Genomic DNA, 16606 nt, shown 5'->3' on the forward strand with positions numbered 1-16606 from the left:
CAGCGCATGGAACGGACCTCCGGGGTTGATCGAGCCAGAGGCTCAATTAACCCGATCAGGCCGGGGCGCAGCTATGGGGATTTTGTTAAAAAGCGTCAAGATGCGGGCTCAGCTTCCCGCCTGGGCGGGCGCTGAAGGTTCCAGGCACTGGGCGCCGCCGGCCGGCATCTCATTCTTTTTGCTCCACCAGGTCAGCGGCCAGAGGCTATGCAGGTCACCGCGCTTGAGTGCTTCCTGGTGACAGGCCAGGGCCCTGGGTCTGTCGGTGACGCCCCACTGGCCATCGGCATAGCCACTGCCCAGGTAGTAGAAGGCGCTGCCTGAATCCAGTTCCCTGGCGGTGCGCAGCACCAGCTCTTCGGACTTGCGCGGCTGCTGGCATTGGGTGATCGAGCCATCGCCGACTGGGTCGCAGTAGTACATGGACAGCATCAGCGCCGCCTCGGCATCGGTCTTGGCGTAGGGCAGCAGCAGTTCTTCCGGCTCCCCCGGCTTGAGCGCCGGGGCCATGCCCGAGTAGCCGAGGCTGACCGCCTGCACCGCGGCCTTGGGTGAGCCGTGGCGGGCGGCATCGAGCAGGATGCGTTGCCCGAGCTCGAAGAAGTACGCGGTCAGCGGGTACTGCTCGCGTCCGCCGTAGCCCAGGAACAGGTCAGCCTTGCGCATCTGTCGCTGCAGGGCGCTTTCGCCTGCGGGGGCGTTGTGTGTGAGCAATTCGTCCATGGACCATTGCTCGACGCGCACCAGTTGCCAGCAGGCACCCTGTTCAAAGACGAAGGCTTGCACCACATCGCCCAGGGGATCGTTGACCACCAGGGTATTGCCCTCCCAGAAGGTCTGCAGGCCAGCTTCGGCCTGGGCCTTGGGGGCGAGCCGGGTCAGCAGGTGGTGGGTGTCGCCCGTGAGCTTGTAGCGCGCGGTGACTTCCCGGCCGCGCTCGTCAGTGATCGGCCGTTGCTCGACCAGTGGCACGGCAGTGAATGCCTGCTGCAGTTCCGGGCTGCTGGCAAAGGCCTGGGCAAAGACCTTCAGGTCGCTGGACGGGCAGGCAGGTGCGGCGGCGGCCTGGGCGGCGGCCCCGAGCATCAGGCTCAGGGCGATCAGATGCAAACAGCGACGGGGGGTGGGCATCGGCAGGGTCATCCGGGGGCGATACAGAACAGGCATGTGGGCAAGCAGGCTCATTGGCTTTGCGGGTCGCAATACAGCACCGAGCTGCCGGGAGTATGGCGGTCTTCGGTGAGCAGCGGGCGTTCCCGGCCATCACCGAAGAAGGCGGTTCCCAGGTGCTGGCGCACGCTGTCGACACTGTCCTTGAGATACAGGGCGTGGACCGAGAACGGCCCGCGATAGGGAATCATCACCGCGCTGACTGCCAGGCCGTGGTACTGGTCGTCGACGCAATAGCGGGCGGCTTCGTCCAGCTCGCAGGGCTGCAGTTGGCGTTCGCTGAAGTACGCGCCCCGGGGCTGGTGGTCGCTGGCGTCCAGGTAGACGTTTTCCATGGAGCAGTCGGCAAGCCCGGCGAACTGCTGCTCCAGGCTCATGGCCAGGCAGGGGCGGCCAATGATCAGCAGTACAAGCGCCAGCCAGAAGCGCGCAATTGGGGTGTTTCTACTGGGCATGCAACTGCTCCCTGGGCAGGCACAGCCGGCACAGACCCTGCGCCAGCCAGATCGCCAGCAATGGCGGCACGGTCATCAGGAAGCAGTAGACGTAGCCGCGTATCGGATGGTCGGGAAACATTGCCCAGGCGGTGAACAGCGCCAGGGTGCCAATCAGGACCAGCTTGACCTTGAGCTGGGGCACCAAGACCTGCAGGAAGCTGACGACGATCAGCAGTTGCAGCAGCAGTTCCACCATCATCCCCAGACCGAAGCCCTTGGCGAGAGCGCCGAAGTGGCTGCGGTACACCGGTATGCCCCAGACATGGGCGTAGTAGAACAGCAGCGGTGGCAGGCAATGGGGCACCAGGCCGGTGAGGATTCGCGTCACCTGATAACGGCTGGCAGCGTCCAGGCTCATGGGCGGCACTCGCAGGCGGTGGCGGGGTTGTCATGGGGCATGGGCGCATCCTTGCTGCCGGAAGGTATGGGGTGAGCCCGGGCAGTGGCGCCGGTGCTTTTCAGGAGGCGGATAGTGCCGGAACTCGGGGCGCCAATCCAGTGGGGCGACGCCGGTGTTCCAGGCCGGGCAAAGCAACATTCAGAAGCACTATCGCCGCATCGACCCGGGCACTTCTCTCTAGGCTTACAGCCTTATGTGTCGACATGACACCTATTTTCCGGAGGCAGCAGATGAACACCCGTGGATTGCTCGATCAATTACTCAGGTCCGGCCAGGAAATGCTGCAGAACAAGGCAGGCGCAGCGCCGGCGGAGCACGGCAAGGGCTCGCAGGGCGGCCTCGGCGGCTTGCTCGGTGGCCAGTCCGGCGGCCTCGGTGGGCTGCTTTCCGGCGCCGGTGGCGGTGCCTTGGCAGCCGGGGCCATGGGCCTGCTGCTGGGCAACAAGAAGGCCCGCAAGTACGGCGGCAAGGCCCTGACCTACGGCGGTCTCGCGGCCCTCGGCGTGCTGGCCTACAAAGCCTACGGCAACTGGCAGGCGCAGCAGGGCGCCGCCCCGCGCAACGAACCCCAGACCCTGGACCGCCTGCCGGCGCAGCAAGTGGAGTTGCACAGCCAGGCGATCCTCAAGGCGCTGGTGGCGGCGGCCAAGGCCGATGGCCATGTGGACGAGCGCGAGCGGGCGCTGATCGAGGGCGAGTTCCGCAAGCTGGACAACGACCCGCAATTGCAGCAGTGGCTGCACAGTGAACTGAACAAGCCCCTGGACCCGGCGGATGTCGCCCAGGCCGCGAGCACGCCGGAAATGGCCGCGGAAATGTACCTGGCCAGCGTGATGCTGGTGGATGAAGAACACTTCATGGAAAAAGCCTACCTGGACGAGCTGGCGCGCCAGTTGCAACTGGCGCCGGGGCTCAAGGCCGAACTGGAGAACCAGGTGCGCCAGAACAACCTCTGAAGCAGCGTTGGGAGTGCCGCTGGCCAGGGATGGCGGTTCTGCCGGGTGGATTTGCCGAACTGCCTTGGCTGGGGTGATAAAACCGCCGCTGAGCCGCCATCCAGAGCGGGTGCACAAATTTATCGAAAGTGCCAACCGTGGTGCTAAACCACCCATAAAACCTGCATCGTCCTCGGCTATACTCCCCACATTTTTGAATGGCCTCGAGGACTGACTGTGAAGAACTGGACGTTGCGCCAACGCATTTTGGCGAGCTTTGCGGTGATTATCGCCATCATGCTGTTGATGGTCGTCGTCTCGTATTCGCGGCTGTTGAAGATCGAATCCGGTGAAGAGCGCATGCGCAATGACGCGGTGCCCGGGGTCTATTTCAGTTCGATGATCCGCAGCGCCTGGGTCGACACCTACCTGCAGACCCAGGAAATCATCGGCCTCAAGCAGAATCAGGACATCAGCGCCGAGGACAAGGCGGACTTCAAGGCCTTCGAAGAACGCCTGCAGACCCAGATGACCAATTACAAGCAGACCATCAACAGCCGCGAGGACCAGAGCGAGTTCGATGCCTTCGAGAAGGATCTTCAAGAGTTCAACCGCATCCAGGCCGCCGTGCTCGATCTGCACCAGCGTCGCCAGGAGGCCGAGGCAATCCGCCTGTTCAATGAGCAACTGACCCCGGCCTGGACCGCCGGGCGGATGAAACTCAACGACATCATCAGCGAAAACAAGGCCGTGGCCGACTCCGCCACCGCCGCCATCGACGATGCAGTGGCCGCGGCCAAGGTCAGCATGGGCGTGTCGTTGCTGCTGGCGGTGCTGGCGGCCGGGCTCTGCGGCCTGCTGCTGATGCGCGCAATCATGGCGCCGATGAACCGCATCGTGAGCATTCTGGAAATCATGCGCACCGGTGACCTGAGCGGCCGCCTGAACCTGGACCGCAAGGACGAGTTCGGCGCCGTGGAAACCGGCTTCAACGACATGATGACCGAGCTCACCGCCCTGGTGTCCCAGGCCCAGCGCTCCTCGGTGCAGGTCACCACCTCGGTGACCGAGATCGCCGCCACCTCCAAGCAGCAACAGGCCACCGCCACCGAGACGGCCGCCACCACCACGGAAATCGGCGCCACCTCGCGGGAGATCGCCGCGACCTCCCGGGATCTGGTGCGCACCATGACCGAAGTGTCCAGCGCCGCCGACCAGGCCTCGGTGCTTGCCGGCTCCGGCCAGCAGGGCCTGGCGCGCATGGAAGACACCATGCACTCGGTGATGGGCGCGGCAGACCTGGTGAACGCCAAGCTGGCGATCCTCAACGAAAAGGCCGGCAACATCAACCAGGTGGTGGTGACCATCGTCAAGGTCGCCGACCAGACCAACCTGCTGTCGCTCAACGCCGCCATCGAGGCCGAGAAGGCCGGCGAGTACGGCCGTGGTTTTGCCGTGGTCGCCACTGAAGTGCGGCGCCTGGCGGATCAGACCGCAGTGGCCACCTATGACATCGAGCAGATGGTCCGTGAGATCCAGTCGGCGGTGTCGGCGGGGGTCATGGGCATGGACAAGTTTTCCGAGGAGGTGCGCCGCGGCATGGCCGAGGTGCAGCAGGTGGGTGAACAGCTGTCGCAGATCATCCATCAGGTCCAGGCCTTGGCTCCGCGGGTGTTGATGGTCAATGAGGGCATGCAGGCCCAGGCCACGGGTGCCGAGCAGATCAACCATGCCCTGGTGCAACTGGGGGATGCCAGCAGCCAGACCGTCGAGTCCCTGCGCCAGGCCAGCTTTGCCATTGACGAGCTGAGCCAGGTGGCGGTGGGGCTGCGCAGCGGCGTTTCGCGTTTCAAAGTCTGATGGATGAGCTCGCGCACAAGCGCAACGGCGCAACTGGTGCCAGGAATGCTCTGTTCCTGGTGTTCCGCATCGGCCAGGAGCGCTATGCGCTGCAGGCCGTGGATGTGGTGGAGGTGTTGCCGCGCCTGCAGCTCAAGCCCATTGCACAGGCGCCGTCCTGGGTGGCCGGGGTGTTTGCCTATCGCGGCGTGGTGGTGCCAGTCATCGACCTGTGCGAGCTGACCTTCGGCCGCCCGGCGCAGTTGCGCACCAGTACCCGGCTGGTGCTGGTGCACTACCGTGGCGATGCCGGGCAGCCGGCGCGGATTCTCGGGCTGTTGCTGGAGCAGGCCAACGACACCCTGCGCTGCGACCCGGCGCAGTTCCAGCCCTATGGCCTGGACAACCGCCAGGCGCCATACCTGGGGCCGGTGCGCGAAGACGCCCAGGGCCTGCTGCAATGGGTGCGGGTCGACGACCTGCTGCCCCTCAAGGTGCGTGAGCTGCTGTTTCCCGCCGTGCCCCTGGATCCGGCATCGCTTGAGGAGCCTCGATGAGCGAGGAGCAACGATTTTTCGATTTCCTCAAGGAACGTATCGGCCTGGATGTCGCCTCCGTGGGGCCGGCGATCATCGAGCGCGCGGTACGCCAGCGCTGCAATGCCCTGTATGCCCGCAGCAGCGATGAGTACTGGCAGAAACTGCAAGGCTCGCGGGATGAGCAGCAGGCCCTGATCGAAGCGGTGATCGTTCCTGAAACCTGGTTTTTCCGCTATCCGGAATCCTTCGCTACCCTGGTCAAGCTGGCCAAGGCGCGGCTGGCGCAGATCAAGGGCATGCGGGCCCTGCGCCTGTTGAGCCTGCCGTGCTCCACCGGCGAGGAGCCCTATTCCATCGCCATGGCCCTGCTCGATGGCGGCCTGGCGCCGCATCAGTTCAAGGTCGACGGCCTGGACGTCAGCCCGTTGTCGGTGGAGCGGGCCAAGGCTGCGCTGTACGGCAAGAATTCCTTTCGTGGCCAGCCCATCGAGTTTCGCGAGCGGCATTTCAACCCTGAAGAAGGCGAGCGTTATCGCCTGAGCGAGCGGGTTCGTGAGCAGGTGCGGTTGCAGGTGGGCAATGTCCTGGATCCGGGCTTGCTGGCCAGTGAACCGGCCTTCGATTTCGTGTTCTGCCGCAACCTGCTGATCTATTTTGACCAGCCGACCCAGCGCCAGGTGTTCGAGGTGCTCAAGCGCCTGACCCATGAAGAGGGCGTGCTGTTCATCGGCCCCGCCGAAGGCAGCCTCCTGGGCCGCCTGGGCATGCGCTCCATCGGCATCCCGCAGTCCTTCGCCTTCAGCCGCCACCATGAGCCCGAGCCGGCCCCGGTGGTGCTGCCGCAACCCTTGCCGCTGCCGGTTCCCGTGCGCAGCGTGGTGCCCCCGGCGCCGCGCCCACGGCCGTTCGCCAGGCGCCCGGTAGCGGCGCCGTTGAGCGACGGCGCGCTGATGGAAAGCGATGCCGCCAGCCTGCTGGCCACCATTGCCGCCCTGGCCAACGAGGGCAAGAGCGCCGAGGCCCGTGCCGCCTGCGAGCGTTATTTGCAGCAGCACGAGCCGGTGGCCCAGGTGTTCTACTGGCTGGGCCTGCTCAGTGATGTGGCCGGCAACGCCATGGAAGCCCAGGGTTACTACCGCAAGGCCCTGTACCTGGCGCCCCAGCACCCCGAAGCCCTGGCGCACCTGGGCGCGCTGCTGGCTTCCCAGGGTGATGTGGCCGGGGCCCAACGATTGCAGGAGCGCGCGGCCCGCAGCGTTCGCTCTGCCGACAGTGAGTTGAAACGATGAGCCATCCCTATTCATTGGACGTCACCCGTGAAGATGCGCAGGCCATCGATGATTGCTGGAACCGCATCGGTATCCATGGCGACAAGTCCTGCCCGTTGCTGGCCGAGCACATTCATTGCCGCAACTGCTCGGTGTATTCGGCCGCCGCCACCCGCCTGCTGGACCGCTATTCGTTGCGCCAGGAGGACCGCGAGCATTCGGTGGTGCTGGAGGCCGACAGCGATGTGGTCACTCGCTCGCTGCTGATGTTCCGCCTCGGCGAAGAGTGGCTGGGCCTGCCGACCCGCTGCCTGCTGGAAGTGGCACCGCAGCAGGCGATTCATTCCTTGCCGCACCAGCGCTCGCGCGCCCTGCTGGGGGTGGCCAATGTCCGCGGGGCGCTGGTGGCCTGCCTGTCGCTGACCGAGCTTCTGGGGCTGGATCCTTCCCCGGCCGCGCCGGCAGGAGGACGGGTGATGCCGCGCATGCTGATCATCGGCGCCGCCGGAGGCCCGGTGGTGGTGCCGGTGGACGAAGTGCACGGCATCCACGCCATCGACGAGCGCATCCTCAACGGCGCCTCGGCCTCCGGCGAGCAGGCCAATGCCAAGTACACCCGTGGCGTGTTGCAATGGCAGGGGCGCAGCCTGCGCCTGCTGGACGAAGAGCAATTGCTCGCGGCCGTGACCCGGAGCCTGACATGACCCCCGATCAGATGCGCGACGCCTCGCTGCTGGAGCTGTTCAGCCTGGAAGCCGAAGCCCAGACCCAGGTGCTCAGCACCGGGCTGCTGGCCCTGGAGCGCAACCCGACCCAGGCCGACCAGCTGGAAGCCTGCATGCGCGCAGCCCATTCCCTCAAGGGCGCGGCGCGGATTGTCGGGGTCGATGCCGGGGTCAGCGTTGCCCACGTGATGGAAGACTGCCTGGTGAGCGCCCAGGAAGGGCGGCTGTACCTGCAGCCCGAGCATATCGACGCCCTGCTGCAGGGCACCGACCTGCTGATGCGCATCGCCACCCCGGGCGGTGCGGAGCTGGTCGCCGCGGACATCCCGTTGTACGTGGCCCTGATGGAGCGCCTGTTGACCCCAGGGGCCGCGATGCCGGCGGCGCAAATGCCGGAACCGCCAGTACCGGAGCTGCCAATCGCACAACCGCAAGCCCCGGTGCAAGCCCATGGAGCGTTCCTGGGCGAGCCCGAGGCCGAGCCCGTGCTGCTGGCTGCCAGCGAACCCGCCCATGAGCCCGCTCGCCCGGGCAAGCGCATGACCGAAGGCGGCGAGCGGGTGCTGCGGGTCACGGCCGAACGTCTCAACAGCCTGCTGGACCTGTCGAGCAAATCCCTGGTGGAAACCCAGCGGCTCAAGCCCTACCTGGCCACCTTGCAGCGCCTGCGACGGATCCAGAGCAACAGCCTGACCGCCCTGGAAAACCTCAACCTGCACCTCAAGGAACATGCCTTGAGCCTGGAGGCTCAGGAGGCCCTGGCGGATGCGCGGCGCCTGCTGGCCGAATCCCAGCAGTTGCTGGCGGAGAAAACCGCCGAGCTCGACGAATTCGGCTGGCAGGCCAGCCAGCGCGCCCAGGTGCTCTACGACACCGCGCTGGCCTGCCGCATGCGGCCCTTTGCCGACGTACTCACCGGCCAGGTGCGCATGGTTCGCGACCTGGGTCGCAGCCTGGGCAAGCAGGTACGCCTGGAGATCGAGGGGGAGAAGACCCAGGTCGACCGCGATGTGCTGGAGAAACTCGAAGCGCCGCTGACCCATTTGCTGCGCAACGCTGTCGATCACGGCATCGAACTGCCGGAGCAGCGCCTGCTGGCGGGCAAGCCGGCGGAAGGGGTGATTCGCCTGCGGGCATCCCACCAGGCCGGTCTGCTGGTGCTGGAACTCAGTGACGACGGCAATGGGGTCGATCTGGAGCGTTTGCGCCAGAGTATTGTCGAGCGCCAGTTGTCGCCGGCGCAGACCGCGGCCCAGCTCAGTGAGGAAGAGTTGCTGACCTTCCTGTTCCTGCCGGGCTTCAGCCTGCGGGACAAGGTCACCGAGGTCTCCGGTCGCGGCGTCGGCCTGGATGCGGTGCAGCACATGGTGCGTCAGCTGCGCGGGGCGGTGGTGCTGGAACAGGACACTGGCCAGGGCAGCCGTTTCCACCTGGAGGTGCCGCTGACCCTGTCGGTGGTACGCAGCCTGGTGGTGGAGGTCGGCGACGAGGCCTACGCCTTCCCGCTGGCCCATATCGAACGCATGTGCGACCTGGAGCCCGAGACCATCGTCCAGGTGGAAGGGCGCCAGCATTTCTGGCACGAAGGCCGGCATGTCGGCCTGGTCGCCGCCAGCCAGTTGCTGCAGCGGCCGGCAACCCAGGAAAGCGCGCCAACTCTGAAAGTGGTGGTGATCCGCGAGCGCGATGCGGTGTACGGGATCGCCGTGGAGCGTTTCATCGGCGAGCGCACCCTGGTAGTGCTGCCGCTGGACGACCGCCTGGGCAAGATTCAGGACATCTCCGCCGGAGCCCTGCTCGATGACGGCCGGGTGGCGCTGATCGTGGATGTCGAGGACATGCTGCGCTCGGTGGACAAACTGCTCAATACCGGGCGTCTGGAGCGCATTGCGCGCAACCATCAGCAGCACGCACAGGCCGCGCGCAAGCGTATTCTGGTGGTGGACGATTCGCTGACGGTGCGTGAATTGCAACGCAAGCTGCTGATCAACCGCGGTTACGACGTGGCGGTGGCAGTGGATGGCATGGATGGCTGGAATGCCTTGCGTTCGGAAAGCTTCGACCTGTTGATCACCGACATCGACATGCCGCGAATGGATGGAATTGAATTGGTCACACTCCTGCGTCGTGACAATCGCCTGCAGTCCCTGCCGGTGATGGTGGTGTCCTACAAGGACCGTGAGGAAGACCGGCGCCGTGGACTGGATGCCGGTGCCGACTATTATCTAGCCAAAGCCAGTTTCCATGACGACGCCCTGCTGGATGCAGTGGTGGAACTGATTGGAGGAGCGCGGGCATGAAGATAGCGATAGTCAATGACATGCCCATGGCCGTGGAGGCCCTGCGCCGTGCCCTGGCCTTCGACCCCAGCCACGAGGTGGTGTGGGTCGCCACCAATGGTGCGGAAGCGGTGAAGTACTGTGCCGAACTGACCCCGGACCTGATTCTCATGGACCTGATCATGCCGGTGATGGATGGGGTCGAGGCCACGCGGCGGATCATGGCCGAGTCGCCGTGCGCCATCGTGATCGTCACCGTCGATCGCCAGCAGAATGTGCACCGGGTGTTCGAAGCCATGGGCCACGGCGCGCTGGATGTGGTGGACACTCCGGCCCTGGGCGCGGGCAATGCCCAGGAAGCGGCGGCGCCACTGTTGCGCAAGATCCTCAATATCGGCTGGCTGATCGGCCAGCGCGGCAGCCGGGTGCGTTCCGCGCCCCAGCCACTGCGCAGCGGTGCGCCACGCCAGAGCCTGGTGGCCATTGGCTCCTCCGCGGGTGGGCCGGCGGCTCTGGAAGTGTTGCTCAAGGGCTTGCCAAAGGACTTTGCCGCCGCCATCGTGCTGGTCCAGCACGTTGATCAGGTGTTTGCCGCAGGCATGGCCGAATGGCTTAGCAGTGCCTCCGGCCTGGAGGTGCGCCTGGCTCGGGAAGGCGAGCCGCCGCAAAGCGGCAAGGTCCTGCTGGCGGGCACCAACCATCATATCCGTCTGTTGAAGAACGGCACCCTGGCCTATACCGCCGAGCCGGTGAACGAGATCTACCGGCCCTCCATCGATGTGTTTTTCGAGAGCGTTGCCAGTTTCTGGAATGGCGATGCGGTGGGGGTGCTGCTGACCGGCATGGGCCGTGACGGCGCCCAGGGCTTGAAGCTGATGCGTGATCAGGGTTATCTGACCATCGCCCAGGACCAGAACAGCAGTGCGGTGTATGGCATGCCCAAGGCGGCCGCTGCCATCGGCGCCGCCTCAGAGATTCGCCCGCTGGACAAGATCGCTCCACGTTTGCTGGAGATATTTGCCAAATGACTGATAAACGCAGCTGTCCTGGCCAGGTAGCAATTCAGGTGACAACCCATGAATGATTTACAGCTCGACGAATTCAAGACCGACGAAAATGCCGCCATGGTGTTGCTGGTGGACGACCAGGCCATGATCGGCGAAGCGGTGCGGCGTGGGTTGGCGAACGAGGAAAACATCGATTTCCACTTCTGCGCCGATCCGCACCAGGCCATTGCCCAGGCGATCCGCATCAAGCCCACGGTGATTCTCCAGGACCTGGTGATGCCGGGCCTGGACGGCCTGACCCTGGTGCGCGAGTACCGCAACCACCCGGCGACCCAGAACATCCCGATCATCGTTCTCTCCACCAAGGAAGACCCGCTGATCAAGAGCGCGGCCTTTGCCGCCGGGGCCAACGACTACCTGGTCAAGCTGCCGGACAACATCGAGCTGGTGGCGCGCATTCGCTATCACTCCCGCTCCTACATGACCCTGTTGCAGCGTGACGCGGCCTACCGCGCCCTGCGGGTCAGCCAGCAGCAACTACTGGACACCAACCTGGTGCTGCAACGGCTGATGAACTCCGACGGCCTGACCGGGCTGTCCAACCGCCGGCATTTCGATGAGTACCTGGAGCTGGAGTGGCGGCGGGCGATGCGCGAACAGAGCCAGCTGTCGCTGTTGATGATCGACGTCGACTACTTCAAGACCTACAACGACACCTTCGGCCACCTGGAGGGCGACGAAGCCCTGCGCAAGGTGGCCACGGCGATTCGCGAGGCCAGCAGCCGGCCTTCCGACCTGCCGGCCCGCTACGGTGGCGAAGAGTTCGTGCTAGTGCTGCCCAATACCTCGCCGGGCGGGGCGCGACTGGTGGCCGAGAAGCTGCGCCAGACCGTGGAAGCCTTGAAAATCCCCCATATCGCGCCGGTGGAGGGCGCGAGCCTGACCATCAGCATCGGTCTTTCCACCGTAACGCCGCAGCCCAACAGCCATTGCCGGCAGTTGATTTCGGCGGCGGACAAGGGGCTGTACCTGGCCAAGAACAACGGCCGCAACCAGGTCGGGATCGAGTAACCGCCTCAGCTTCCAGGCTGCTCGTCGGTCGCCGGGCCCCGAGGGACGGGCGCTAGGGTGTCGCTGAACAGGTAGTAGCTGTGGCTTGCGGTTTGCGAGCAGGTGAGAAGGGCGGCTTCGATCCTGTATCGGGTGTGCAGGTCGAGCCTTTTCTCGTTGAAGAGGTTGTTCAGCCGGCAGCAGGCGGCGATGGGGTAGTCACCGAAGCTGTAGCTGAAGTGGCCATTTCTGTGGCTGGAGACCCAGGTGGCACTAAATTGGCCTTGCAGCCACTGGGTCCGGGCTGCCACCTCGCTTTGCTGGCCTTTCAGACGATGCAAGACCCACCACCACAGGAAGATCGCCCACGGCACCAGCAGGGCGCAGGCCAGTTGTGGGGAGATCAACAGCCAGACCCCTTGCAGCAGGATCAGCACGAACAGGCTCAGGAACAGGCATATGAATGCCTGTGCTCCCCTGAGATTGCGACGCTCGCGGGCCTTGATGTAGCGGATTTGCGAGTCGCTGAGGGTTCTCTCCATGGCGGCCTGTTTCCTGGTTCTGCTGGCAATCGAGTGCGAGAAGTGGCATTCACGCTCGGATTGTATAGGTCCTGGCGCTTAAATTAGCGGGTCTAATTGCGCTTAAAGCCGCTAAGCGGGCTGCCGTGAATCAGTGATTCCGTTATAATCTCCGGCTTTCAAAAGTTCGCCAACGAGTGCCGCCCCCCATGGAAATCAACCCGATCCTGAACACCATCAAGGACCTGTCCGAGCGCTCCGAAACTATTCGGGGGTATCTTTGACTACGATCAAAAGCATGAGCGTCTGACCGAGGTCAATCGCGAGCTTGAAGATCCGAGTGTCTGGAACAAACCCGAATACGCCCAGGAACTGGGCCGCGAGCGCGCAGCGCTGGCACAGATCGTCGAGACCCTGGACGAACTGAACGGCGGCCTGGCCGATTGCCGCGATCTGCTGGACATGGCGGTCGAGGAAGAGGACGAAGGCGCGGTGGGCGATGTCGTCGCCGAGCTGGCCCGTCTCGAGGAAAACCTCGCCAAGCTCGAATTCCGCCGCATGTTCAGCCACGAAATGGACCCGAACAACGCCTACCTGGACATCCAGGCCGGCTCCGGCGGCACCGAGGCCCAGGACTGGGCCAACATCCTGCTGCGCATGTACCTGCGCTGGGCCGACAAACGCGGTTTCGACGCGACCATCATGGAACTGTCGGCCGGTGAAGTCGCCGGTATCAAAGGTGCGACCGTGCACATCAAGGGCGAATACGCCTTTGGCTGGCTGCGCACCGAGATCGGCGTGCACCGTCTGGTGCGCAAGAGCCCGTTCGACTCCGGCAACCGTCGCCACACCTCGTTTTCCGCCGTTTTCGTCTCGCCCGAGATCGACGACAAGGTGGAAATCGAAATCAACCCGGCAGACCTGCGGATCGACACCTATCGTTCCTCCGGTGCCGGTGGTCAGCACGTAAACACCACCGACTCGGCCGTACGTATCACCCACGTACCGACCAACACCGTGGTCAGCTGCCAGAACGAACGTTCCCAGCACGCCAACAAGGACACCGCCATGAAAATGCTGCGGGCCAAGTTGTACGAGCAGGAAATGCAGAAGCGCAACGCCGCGTCGCAAGCGCTGGAAGACACCAAGTCGGACATCGGCTGGGGTCACCAGATCCGCTCCTACGTGCTCGATGCGTCGCGGATCAAGGATCTGCGCACCAACATCGAACGCAGCGACTGCGACAAGGTACTCGACGGCGACATCGACGAATACCTGGAAGCCAGCCTGAAATCGGGCTTGTAATACTGCAATACGGGATCGGCTGACACGGTGCGATCCCGTAGGAGCCGGCTTGCCGGCGATCTCCAGGCCGAAGGCCTGGGGGCAATGAACCTGTGATGGAATTTCAAAAGACATGAGCGACCAACAACTCGACCCGCAAGCCCTGCAACAGGAAGAAAACTCCCTGATCGCCCTGCGCAAGGAAAAGCTTGCTGCCGAGCGCGCCAAGGGCAATGCCTTCCCGAACGACTTCCGCCGCGAAAACTACTGCGAAGATCTGCAGAAGAAATACGCGGACAAGACCAAGGAAGAGCTCGCAGAGGCTGCAATCCCGGTCAAGGTTGCCGGTCGCATCATGCTCAACCGTGGCTCGTTCATGGTGATCCAGGACATGACCGGTCGCATTCAGGTCTACGTCAACCGTAAAACCCTGTCCGAAGAAACCCTGGCCTCCGTCAAGACCTGGGACATGGGCGACATCATCGCTGCCGAAGGCACTCTGGCCCGTTCCGGCAAGGGTGACCTGTACGTTGAAATGACCAATGTGCGCCTGCTGACCAAGTCGCTGCGCCCGCTGCCGGACAAGCACCACGGCCTGACCGACACCGAGCAGCGCTACCGTCAGCGCTACGTCGACCTGATCGTCAACGAAGAAGTACGCCAGACTTTCCGCGTGCGTTCGCAAGTGATCGCCCACATCCGCAGCTTCCTGATGAAGCGCGACTTCCTCGAAGTCGAAACGCCGATGCTGCAGACCATCCCTGGCGGCGCGGCGGCCAAGCCGTTCGAAACCCACCACAACGCGCTGGACATGGAAATGTTCCTGCGTATCGCCCCTGAGCTGTATCTGAAGCGCCTGGTGGTTGGCGGTTTCGAGAAAGTGTTCGAGATCAACCGCAACTTCCGTAACGAAGGCGTTTCGACCCGTCACAACCCTGAATTCACCATGTTGGAGTTCTACCAGGCTTACGCCGACTACGAAGACAACATGGACCTGACCGAAGAACTGTTCCGCGAACTGGCGCAGTTGGTCCTGGGCAGCACCGACGTGCCGTACGGCGACAAGGTGTTCCACTTCGGCGAGCCGTTCGCGCGCCTGTCGGTGTTCGACTCGATCCTCAAGTACAACCCCGAACTGACCGCTGATGACCTGAACGACATCGACAAGGCTCGCGCCATCGCCAAGAAGGCCGGTGCCAAGGTGCTGGGCTTCGAAGGCCTGGGCAAGTTGCAGGTGATGATTTTCGAGGAACTGGTGGAGCACAAGCTGGAGCAGCCGCACTTCATTACCCAGTACCCGTTCGAAGTGTCGCCGCTGGCCCGTCGCAACGACGATAACCCCAACGTCACCGACCGTTTCGAGCTGTTCATTGGTGGTCGCGAAATCGCCAACGCCTACTCCGAGTTGAACGACGCGGAAGACCAGGCAGAGCGCTTCATGGCCCAGGTGGCGGACAAGGACGCCGGTGATGACGAAGCCATGCACTACGACGCCGACTTCGTCCGTGCCCTGGAATACGGTATGCCGCCCACCGCCGGCGAGGGCATCGGTATCGACCGCCTGGTGATGTTGCTGACCAACTCGCCGTCGATTCGCGACGTGATCCTGTTCCCGCACATGCGGCCGCAAGCTTAAGTGCTCTGAATAATCAGCCGCCTTCATCAGGCGGCTTTTTATTGTCTGGTTGGAACTGACGTACCGCTTCTAATTCTGTGTGATTTTTAAGAGGGAATACCTGTCGTGAACCGCGCAATTGCTCAAGAAGGTGCAGCTGGCATCGCCACTGCGGTGGCTGAAAGTGTTCAGTACCAGGGCCGCAAGGCCAGCCGCCAAGGCAGTGAGCAGCGTAGACAGGACATTCTCGATGCCGCCATGCGCATTGTCGTGCGTGACGGCGTGCGGGCCGTGCGCCATCGCGCGGTGGCCGCCGAAGCCGGTGTGCCCTTGTCGGCCACCACCTATTACTTCAAGGATATCGATGACCTGCTCACCGATACCTTCGCCCAGTACGTGGAGCGCAGCGCGGCGTTCATGGCCAAGCTGTGGGCCAGCAACGAGGGGCTGCTGCGGGAAATGGTCGCCTATGGCGACGGCAGCGCCGCCTCGCGCTCGCAACTGGCCGACGATATCGCGCGTATGACCGCCGATTACGTACGGCGCCAGTTGAGTACCCGTCGTGAACACTTGATGGCCGAACAGGCCTTCCGCCAGGAAGCCTTGCTCAACCCGCGCCTGGCGCAGCTGGTGCGCTCGCACCAGCAGATCCTGCTGCACGGCACTTGCCAGTTTTTCCAGGTACTGGGCTCGCGGGAGCCGCAGCAGGATGCCAAGGTATTGACGTCGATAATCGGCCGGATGGAATATCAGGGCCTGCTCAACGGCGCCGAGCCGCTGGTGGAAGAAGAGATGCTCGGCATCCTCACGCGCTACATGCATCTGGTTCTGGCTTCGGTCTGAGCCGCCCGGCCTGGCTTGCCGGCTGCGGCCTGGCGGTCGTGGCCCACGCCAGCGGCTACAGTGATTCTGGTGTTCATGGGAGAGTTGCATGCAAGCCTGGCGCGTCCTGATTGCCCTGTCGTTCCTGCTGCTCAGCGGTTGCCTGGTGGCCTTCAAGGAGCCGCTGCCGGCTGCGCAGGCGGCGCCTGCCCAATTGCTGGGCAAGTGGGCCAGCAAGAATGCCTGGGGCGAGCCGCTGAACATCCAGCTCAGCCAGATCGGCGCCAACCGCTACCGTGCCTCGAGTTACCCAGGCGGTACGGCGGGCCCGCGGGACACCTATGATTTCACCGTGTCCCGGCATGGCAACCGCTGGTACCTGTCAGCGACGGTGCCCCAGGCCTTTGGCGGGCACTACAGCATTGCCGGCTTCGAGTTGACGGCAAGGCACGAACTGGTGCTTTACACCCTGGACCTGGAACAGATTCGCCAGGCCCTGGGTCAAAAGGCCTTGAGCGGTGAGCCCATGGCCACGGCCGAAGGCGATGGCGTGCTGATCAGCAGCCCCTTGCCCGAGGTCTTCGCCTACCTTGACGACCCCGCCAATTCCGACTTGTTCGTCGAGGCGGCGCGCTTCAAGCGCGTGGGCAAGTGA

16 protein-coding genes are annotated in these 16606 nt (G+C 64.0%); 12 read left to right on the forward strand and 4 right to left on the reverse strand.

Going from position 1 to position 16606, the window contains the following annotated elements:
• Window positions 1–108 precede the first annotated feature (108 nt).
• The 3 genes from KI242_RS05930 to KI242_RS05940 are packed head-to-tail and all read right to left on the reverse strand — an operon-like array spanning window position 109 to window position 2025.
• Window positions 109–1131, reverse strand: a complete 1023-nt coding sequence (locus KI242_RS05930) for a hypothetical protein (RefSeq protein ID WP_227454104.1) — start codon at window positions 1129–1131, stop codon at window positions 109–111.
• A 50-nt stretch (window positions 1132–1181) separates the two neighbouring features.
• Window positions 1182–1625, reverse strand: a complete 444-nt coding sequence (locus tag KI242_RS05935) for a hypothetical protein (protein ID WP_053149225.1) — start codon at window positions 1623–1625, stop codon at window positions 1182–1184.
• Window positions 1615–2025, reverse strand: a complete 411-nt coding sequence (locus tag KI242_RS05940) for a hypothetical protein (RefSeq protein WP_053156518.1) — start codon at window positions 2023–2025, stop codon at window positions 1615–1617. Before KI242_RS05940 ends, KI242_RS05935 begins: the two co-directional genes overlap by 11 nt.
• Before the next feature lie 272 nt (window positions 2026–2297).
• Between KI242_RS05940 and KI242_RS05945 the strand changes: the two genes are divergently transcribed.
• From KI242_RS05945 to KI242_RS05980, 8 genes are all read left to right on the forward strand, one after another.
• Window positions 2298–3023, forward strand: coding sequence for a tellurite resistance TerB family protein (locus KI242_RS05945; protein ID WP_077933405.1), 726 nt, complete (start codon window positions 2298–2300; stop codon window positions 3021–3023).
• A 216-nt stretch (window positions 3024–3239) separates the two neighbouring features.
• The gene (locus tag KI242_RS05950; RefSeq protein WP_011059477.1) at window positions 3240–4862 is read left to right on the forward strand and encodes a methyl-accepting chemotaxis protein; all 1623 of its coding nucleotides are present in this window, start codon (window positions 3240–3242) and stop codon (window positions 4860–4862) included.
• Window positions 4862–5398: a chemotaxis protein CheW gene (locus KI242_RS05955; protein WP_011059478.1), complete on the forward strand. Its 537-nt coding sequence runs from the start codon at window positions 4862–4864 to the stop codon at window positions 5396–5398. Before KI242_RS05950 ends, KI242_RS05955 begins: the two co-directional genes overlap by 1 nt.
• Complete coding sequence (locus tag KI242_RS05960; RefSeq protein WP_041116174.1) at window positions 5395–6669, forward strand: protein-glutamate O-methyltransferase CheR; 1275 nt, start codon at window positions 5395–5397, stop codon at window positions 6667–6669. Before KI242_RS05955 ends, KI242_RS05960 begins: the two co-directional genes overlap by 4 nt.
• Entirely contained in the window at window positions 6666–7352 is a 687-nt protein-coding gene (locus KI242_RS05965) for a chemotaxis protein CheW (RefSeq protein ID WP_015634305.1), read from the forward strand. Before KI242_RS05960 ends, KI242_RS05965 begins: the two co-directional genes overlap by 4 nt.
• Window positions 7349–9673, forward strand: coding sequence for a hybrid sensor histidine kinase/response regulator (locus tag KI242_RS05970; RefSeq protein WP_212805986.1), 2325 nt, complete (start codon window positions 7349–7351; stop codon window positions 9671–9673). The genes KI242_RS05965 and KI242_RS05970 overlap by 4 nt, the downstream gene beginning before the upstream one ends.
• Window positions 9670–10680 (forward strand): chemotaxis response regulator protein-glutamate methylesterase, encoded by a 1011-nt coding sequence (locus tag KI242_RS05975; RefSeq protein WP_011059482.1) that lies wholly within the window; start codon window positions 9670–9672, stop codon window positions 10678–10680. Before KI242_RS05970 ends, KI242_RS05975 begins: the two co-directional genes overlap by 4 nt.
• A gap of 48 nt (window positions 10681–10728) precedes the next feature.
• Complete coding sequence (locus KI242_RS05980) at window positions 10729–11730, forward strand: PleD family two-component system response regulator (protein ID WP_011059483.1); 1002 nt, start codon at window positions 10729–10731, stop codon at window positions 11728–11730.
• A 5-nt stretch (window positions 11731–11735) separates the two neighbouring features.
• On the opposite strand, the gene KI242_RS05985 is transcribed toward KI242_RS05980, so the two are convergent.
• Window positions 11736–12251, reverse strand: coding sequence for a hypothetical protein (locus KI242_RS05985; RefSeq protein ID WP_123473873.1), 516 nt, complete (start codon window positions 12249–12251; stop codon window positions 11736–11738).
• Window positions 12252–12439: 188 nt separating this feature from the next.
• On the opposite strand from KI242_RS05985, the gene prfB reads away from it, so the two are divergent.
• The 4 genes from prfB to KI242_RS06005 all read left to right on the forward strand — a co-directional run bounded on the left by prfB (window position 12440) and on the right by KI242_RS06005 (window position 16606).
• Window positions 12440–13535, forward strand: a protein-coding gene (prfB, locus tag KI242_RS05990; protein WP_100255254.1) for a peptide chain release factor 2 whose coding sequence is annotated in 2 segments (ribosomal slippage) — window positions 12440–12511 and window positions 12513–13535 — 1095 coding nt in all. Because the reading frame shifts where the segments join, the coding sequence is not laid out codon by codon here.
• 112 nt (window positions 13536–13647) lie between these two features.
• Complete coding sequence (gene lysS / locus KI242_RS05995; RefSeq protein WP_011059486.1) at window positions 13648–15150, forward strand: lysine--tRNA ligase; 1503 nt, start codon at window positions 13648–13650, stop codon at window positions 15148–15150.
• A 105-nt stretch (window positions 15151–15255) separates the two neighbouring features.
• On the forward strand, window positions 15256–15972 hold the full coding sequence (locus KI242_RS06000) for a TetR family transcriptional regulator (protein WP_011059487.1): 717 nt from the start codon (window positions 15256–15258) through the stop codon (window positions 15970–15972).
• A gap of 88 nt (window positions 15973–16060) precedes the next feature.
• A complete protein-coding gene (locus KI242_RS06005; RefSeq protein WP_212805987.1) occupies window positions 16061–16606 on the forward strand; it encodes a hypothetical protein in 546 nt (181 codons plus the stop codon).

Source organism: Pseudomonas sp. Eqa60 (genome assembly GCF_018326405.1).
In the GTDB taxonomy this organism is placed as follows: domain Bacteria; phylum Pseudomonadota; class Gammaproteobacteria; order Pseudomonadales; family Pseudomonadaceae; genus Aquipseudomonas; species Aquipseudomonas protegens.

Coding starts and splice junctions, on each gene's coding strand:
- KI242_RS05935 (WP_053149225.1), bottom strand. CDS start 1,625: ATGCCCAGTAGAAACACCCCAATTGCGCGCTTCTGGCTGGCGCTTGTA.
- KI242_RS05960 (WP_041116174.1), top strand. CDS start 5,395: ATGAGCGAGGAGCAACGATTTTTCGATTTCCTCAAGGAACGTATCGGC.
- KI242_RS05945 (WP_077933405.1), top strand. CDS start 2,298: ATGAACACCCGTGGATTGCTCGATCAATTACTCAGGTCCGGCCAGGAA.
- KI242_RS05930 (WP_227454104.1), bottom strand. CDS start 1,131: ATGCCCACCCCCCGTCGCTGTTTGCATCTGATCGCCCTGAGCCTGATG.
- KI242_RS05985 (WP_123473873.1), bottom strand. CDS start 12,251: ATGGAGAGAACCCTCAGCGACTCGCAAATCCGCTACATCAAGGCCCGC.
- KI242_RS05965 (WP_015634305.1), top strand. CDS start 6,666: ATGAGCCATCCCTATTCATTGGACGTCACCCGTGAAGATGCGCAGGCC.
- KI242_RS05970 (WP_212805986.1), top strand. CDS start 7,349: ATGACCCCCGATCAGATGCGCGACGCCTCGCTGCTGGAGCTGTTCAGC.
- KI242_RS05940 (WP_053156518.1), bottom strand. CDS start 2,025: ATGAGCCTGGACGCTGCCAGCCGTTATCAGGTGACGCGAATCCTCACC.
- KI242_RS05955 (WP_011059478.1), top strand. CDS start 4,862: ATGGATGAGCTCGCGCACAAGCGCAACGGCGCAACTGGTGCCAGGAAT.
- lysS (WP_011059486.1), top strand. CDS start 13,648: ATGAGCGACCAACAACTCGACCCGCAAGCCCTGCAACAGGAAGAAAAC.
- KI242_RS06005 (WP_212805987.1), top strand. CDS start 16,061: ATGCAAGCCTGGCGCGTCCTGATTGCCCTGTCGTTCCTGCTGCTCAGC.
- KI242_RS05980 (WP_011059483.1), top strand. CDS start 10,729: ATGAATGATTTACAGCTCGACGAATTCAAGACCGACGAAAATGCCGCC.
- KI242_RS05975 (WP_011059482.1), top strand. CDS start 9,670: ATGAAGATAGCGATAGTCAATGACATGCCCATGGCCGTGGAGGCCCTG.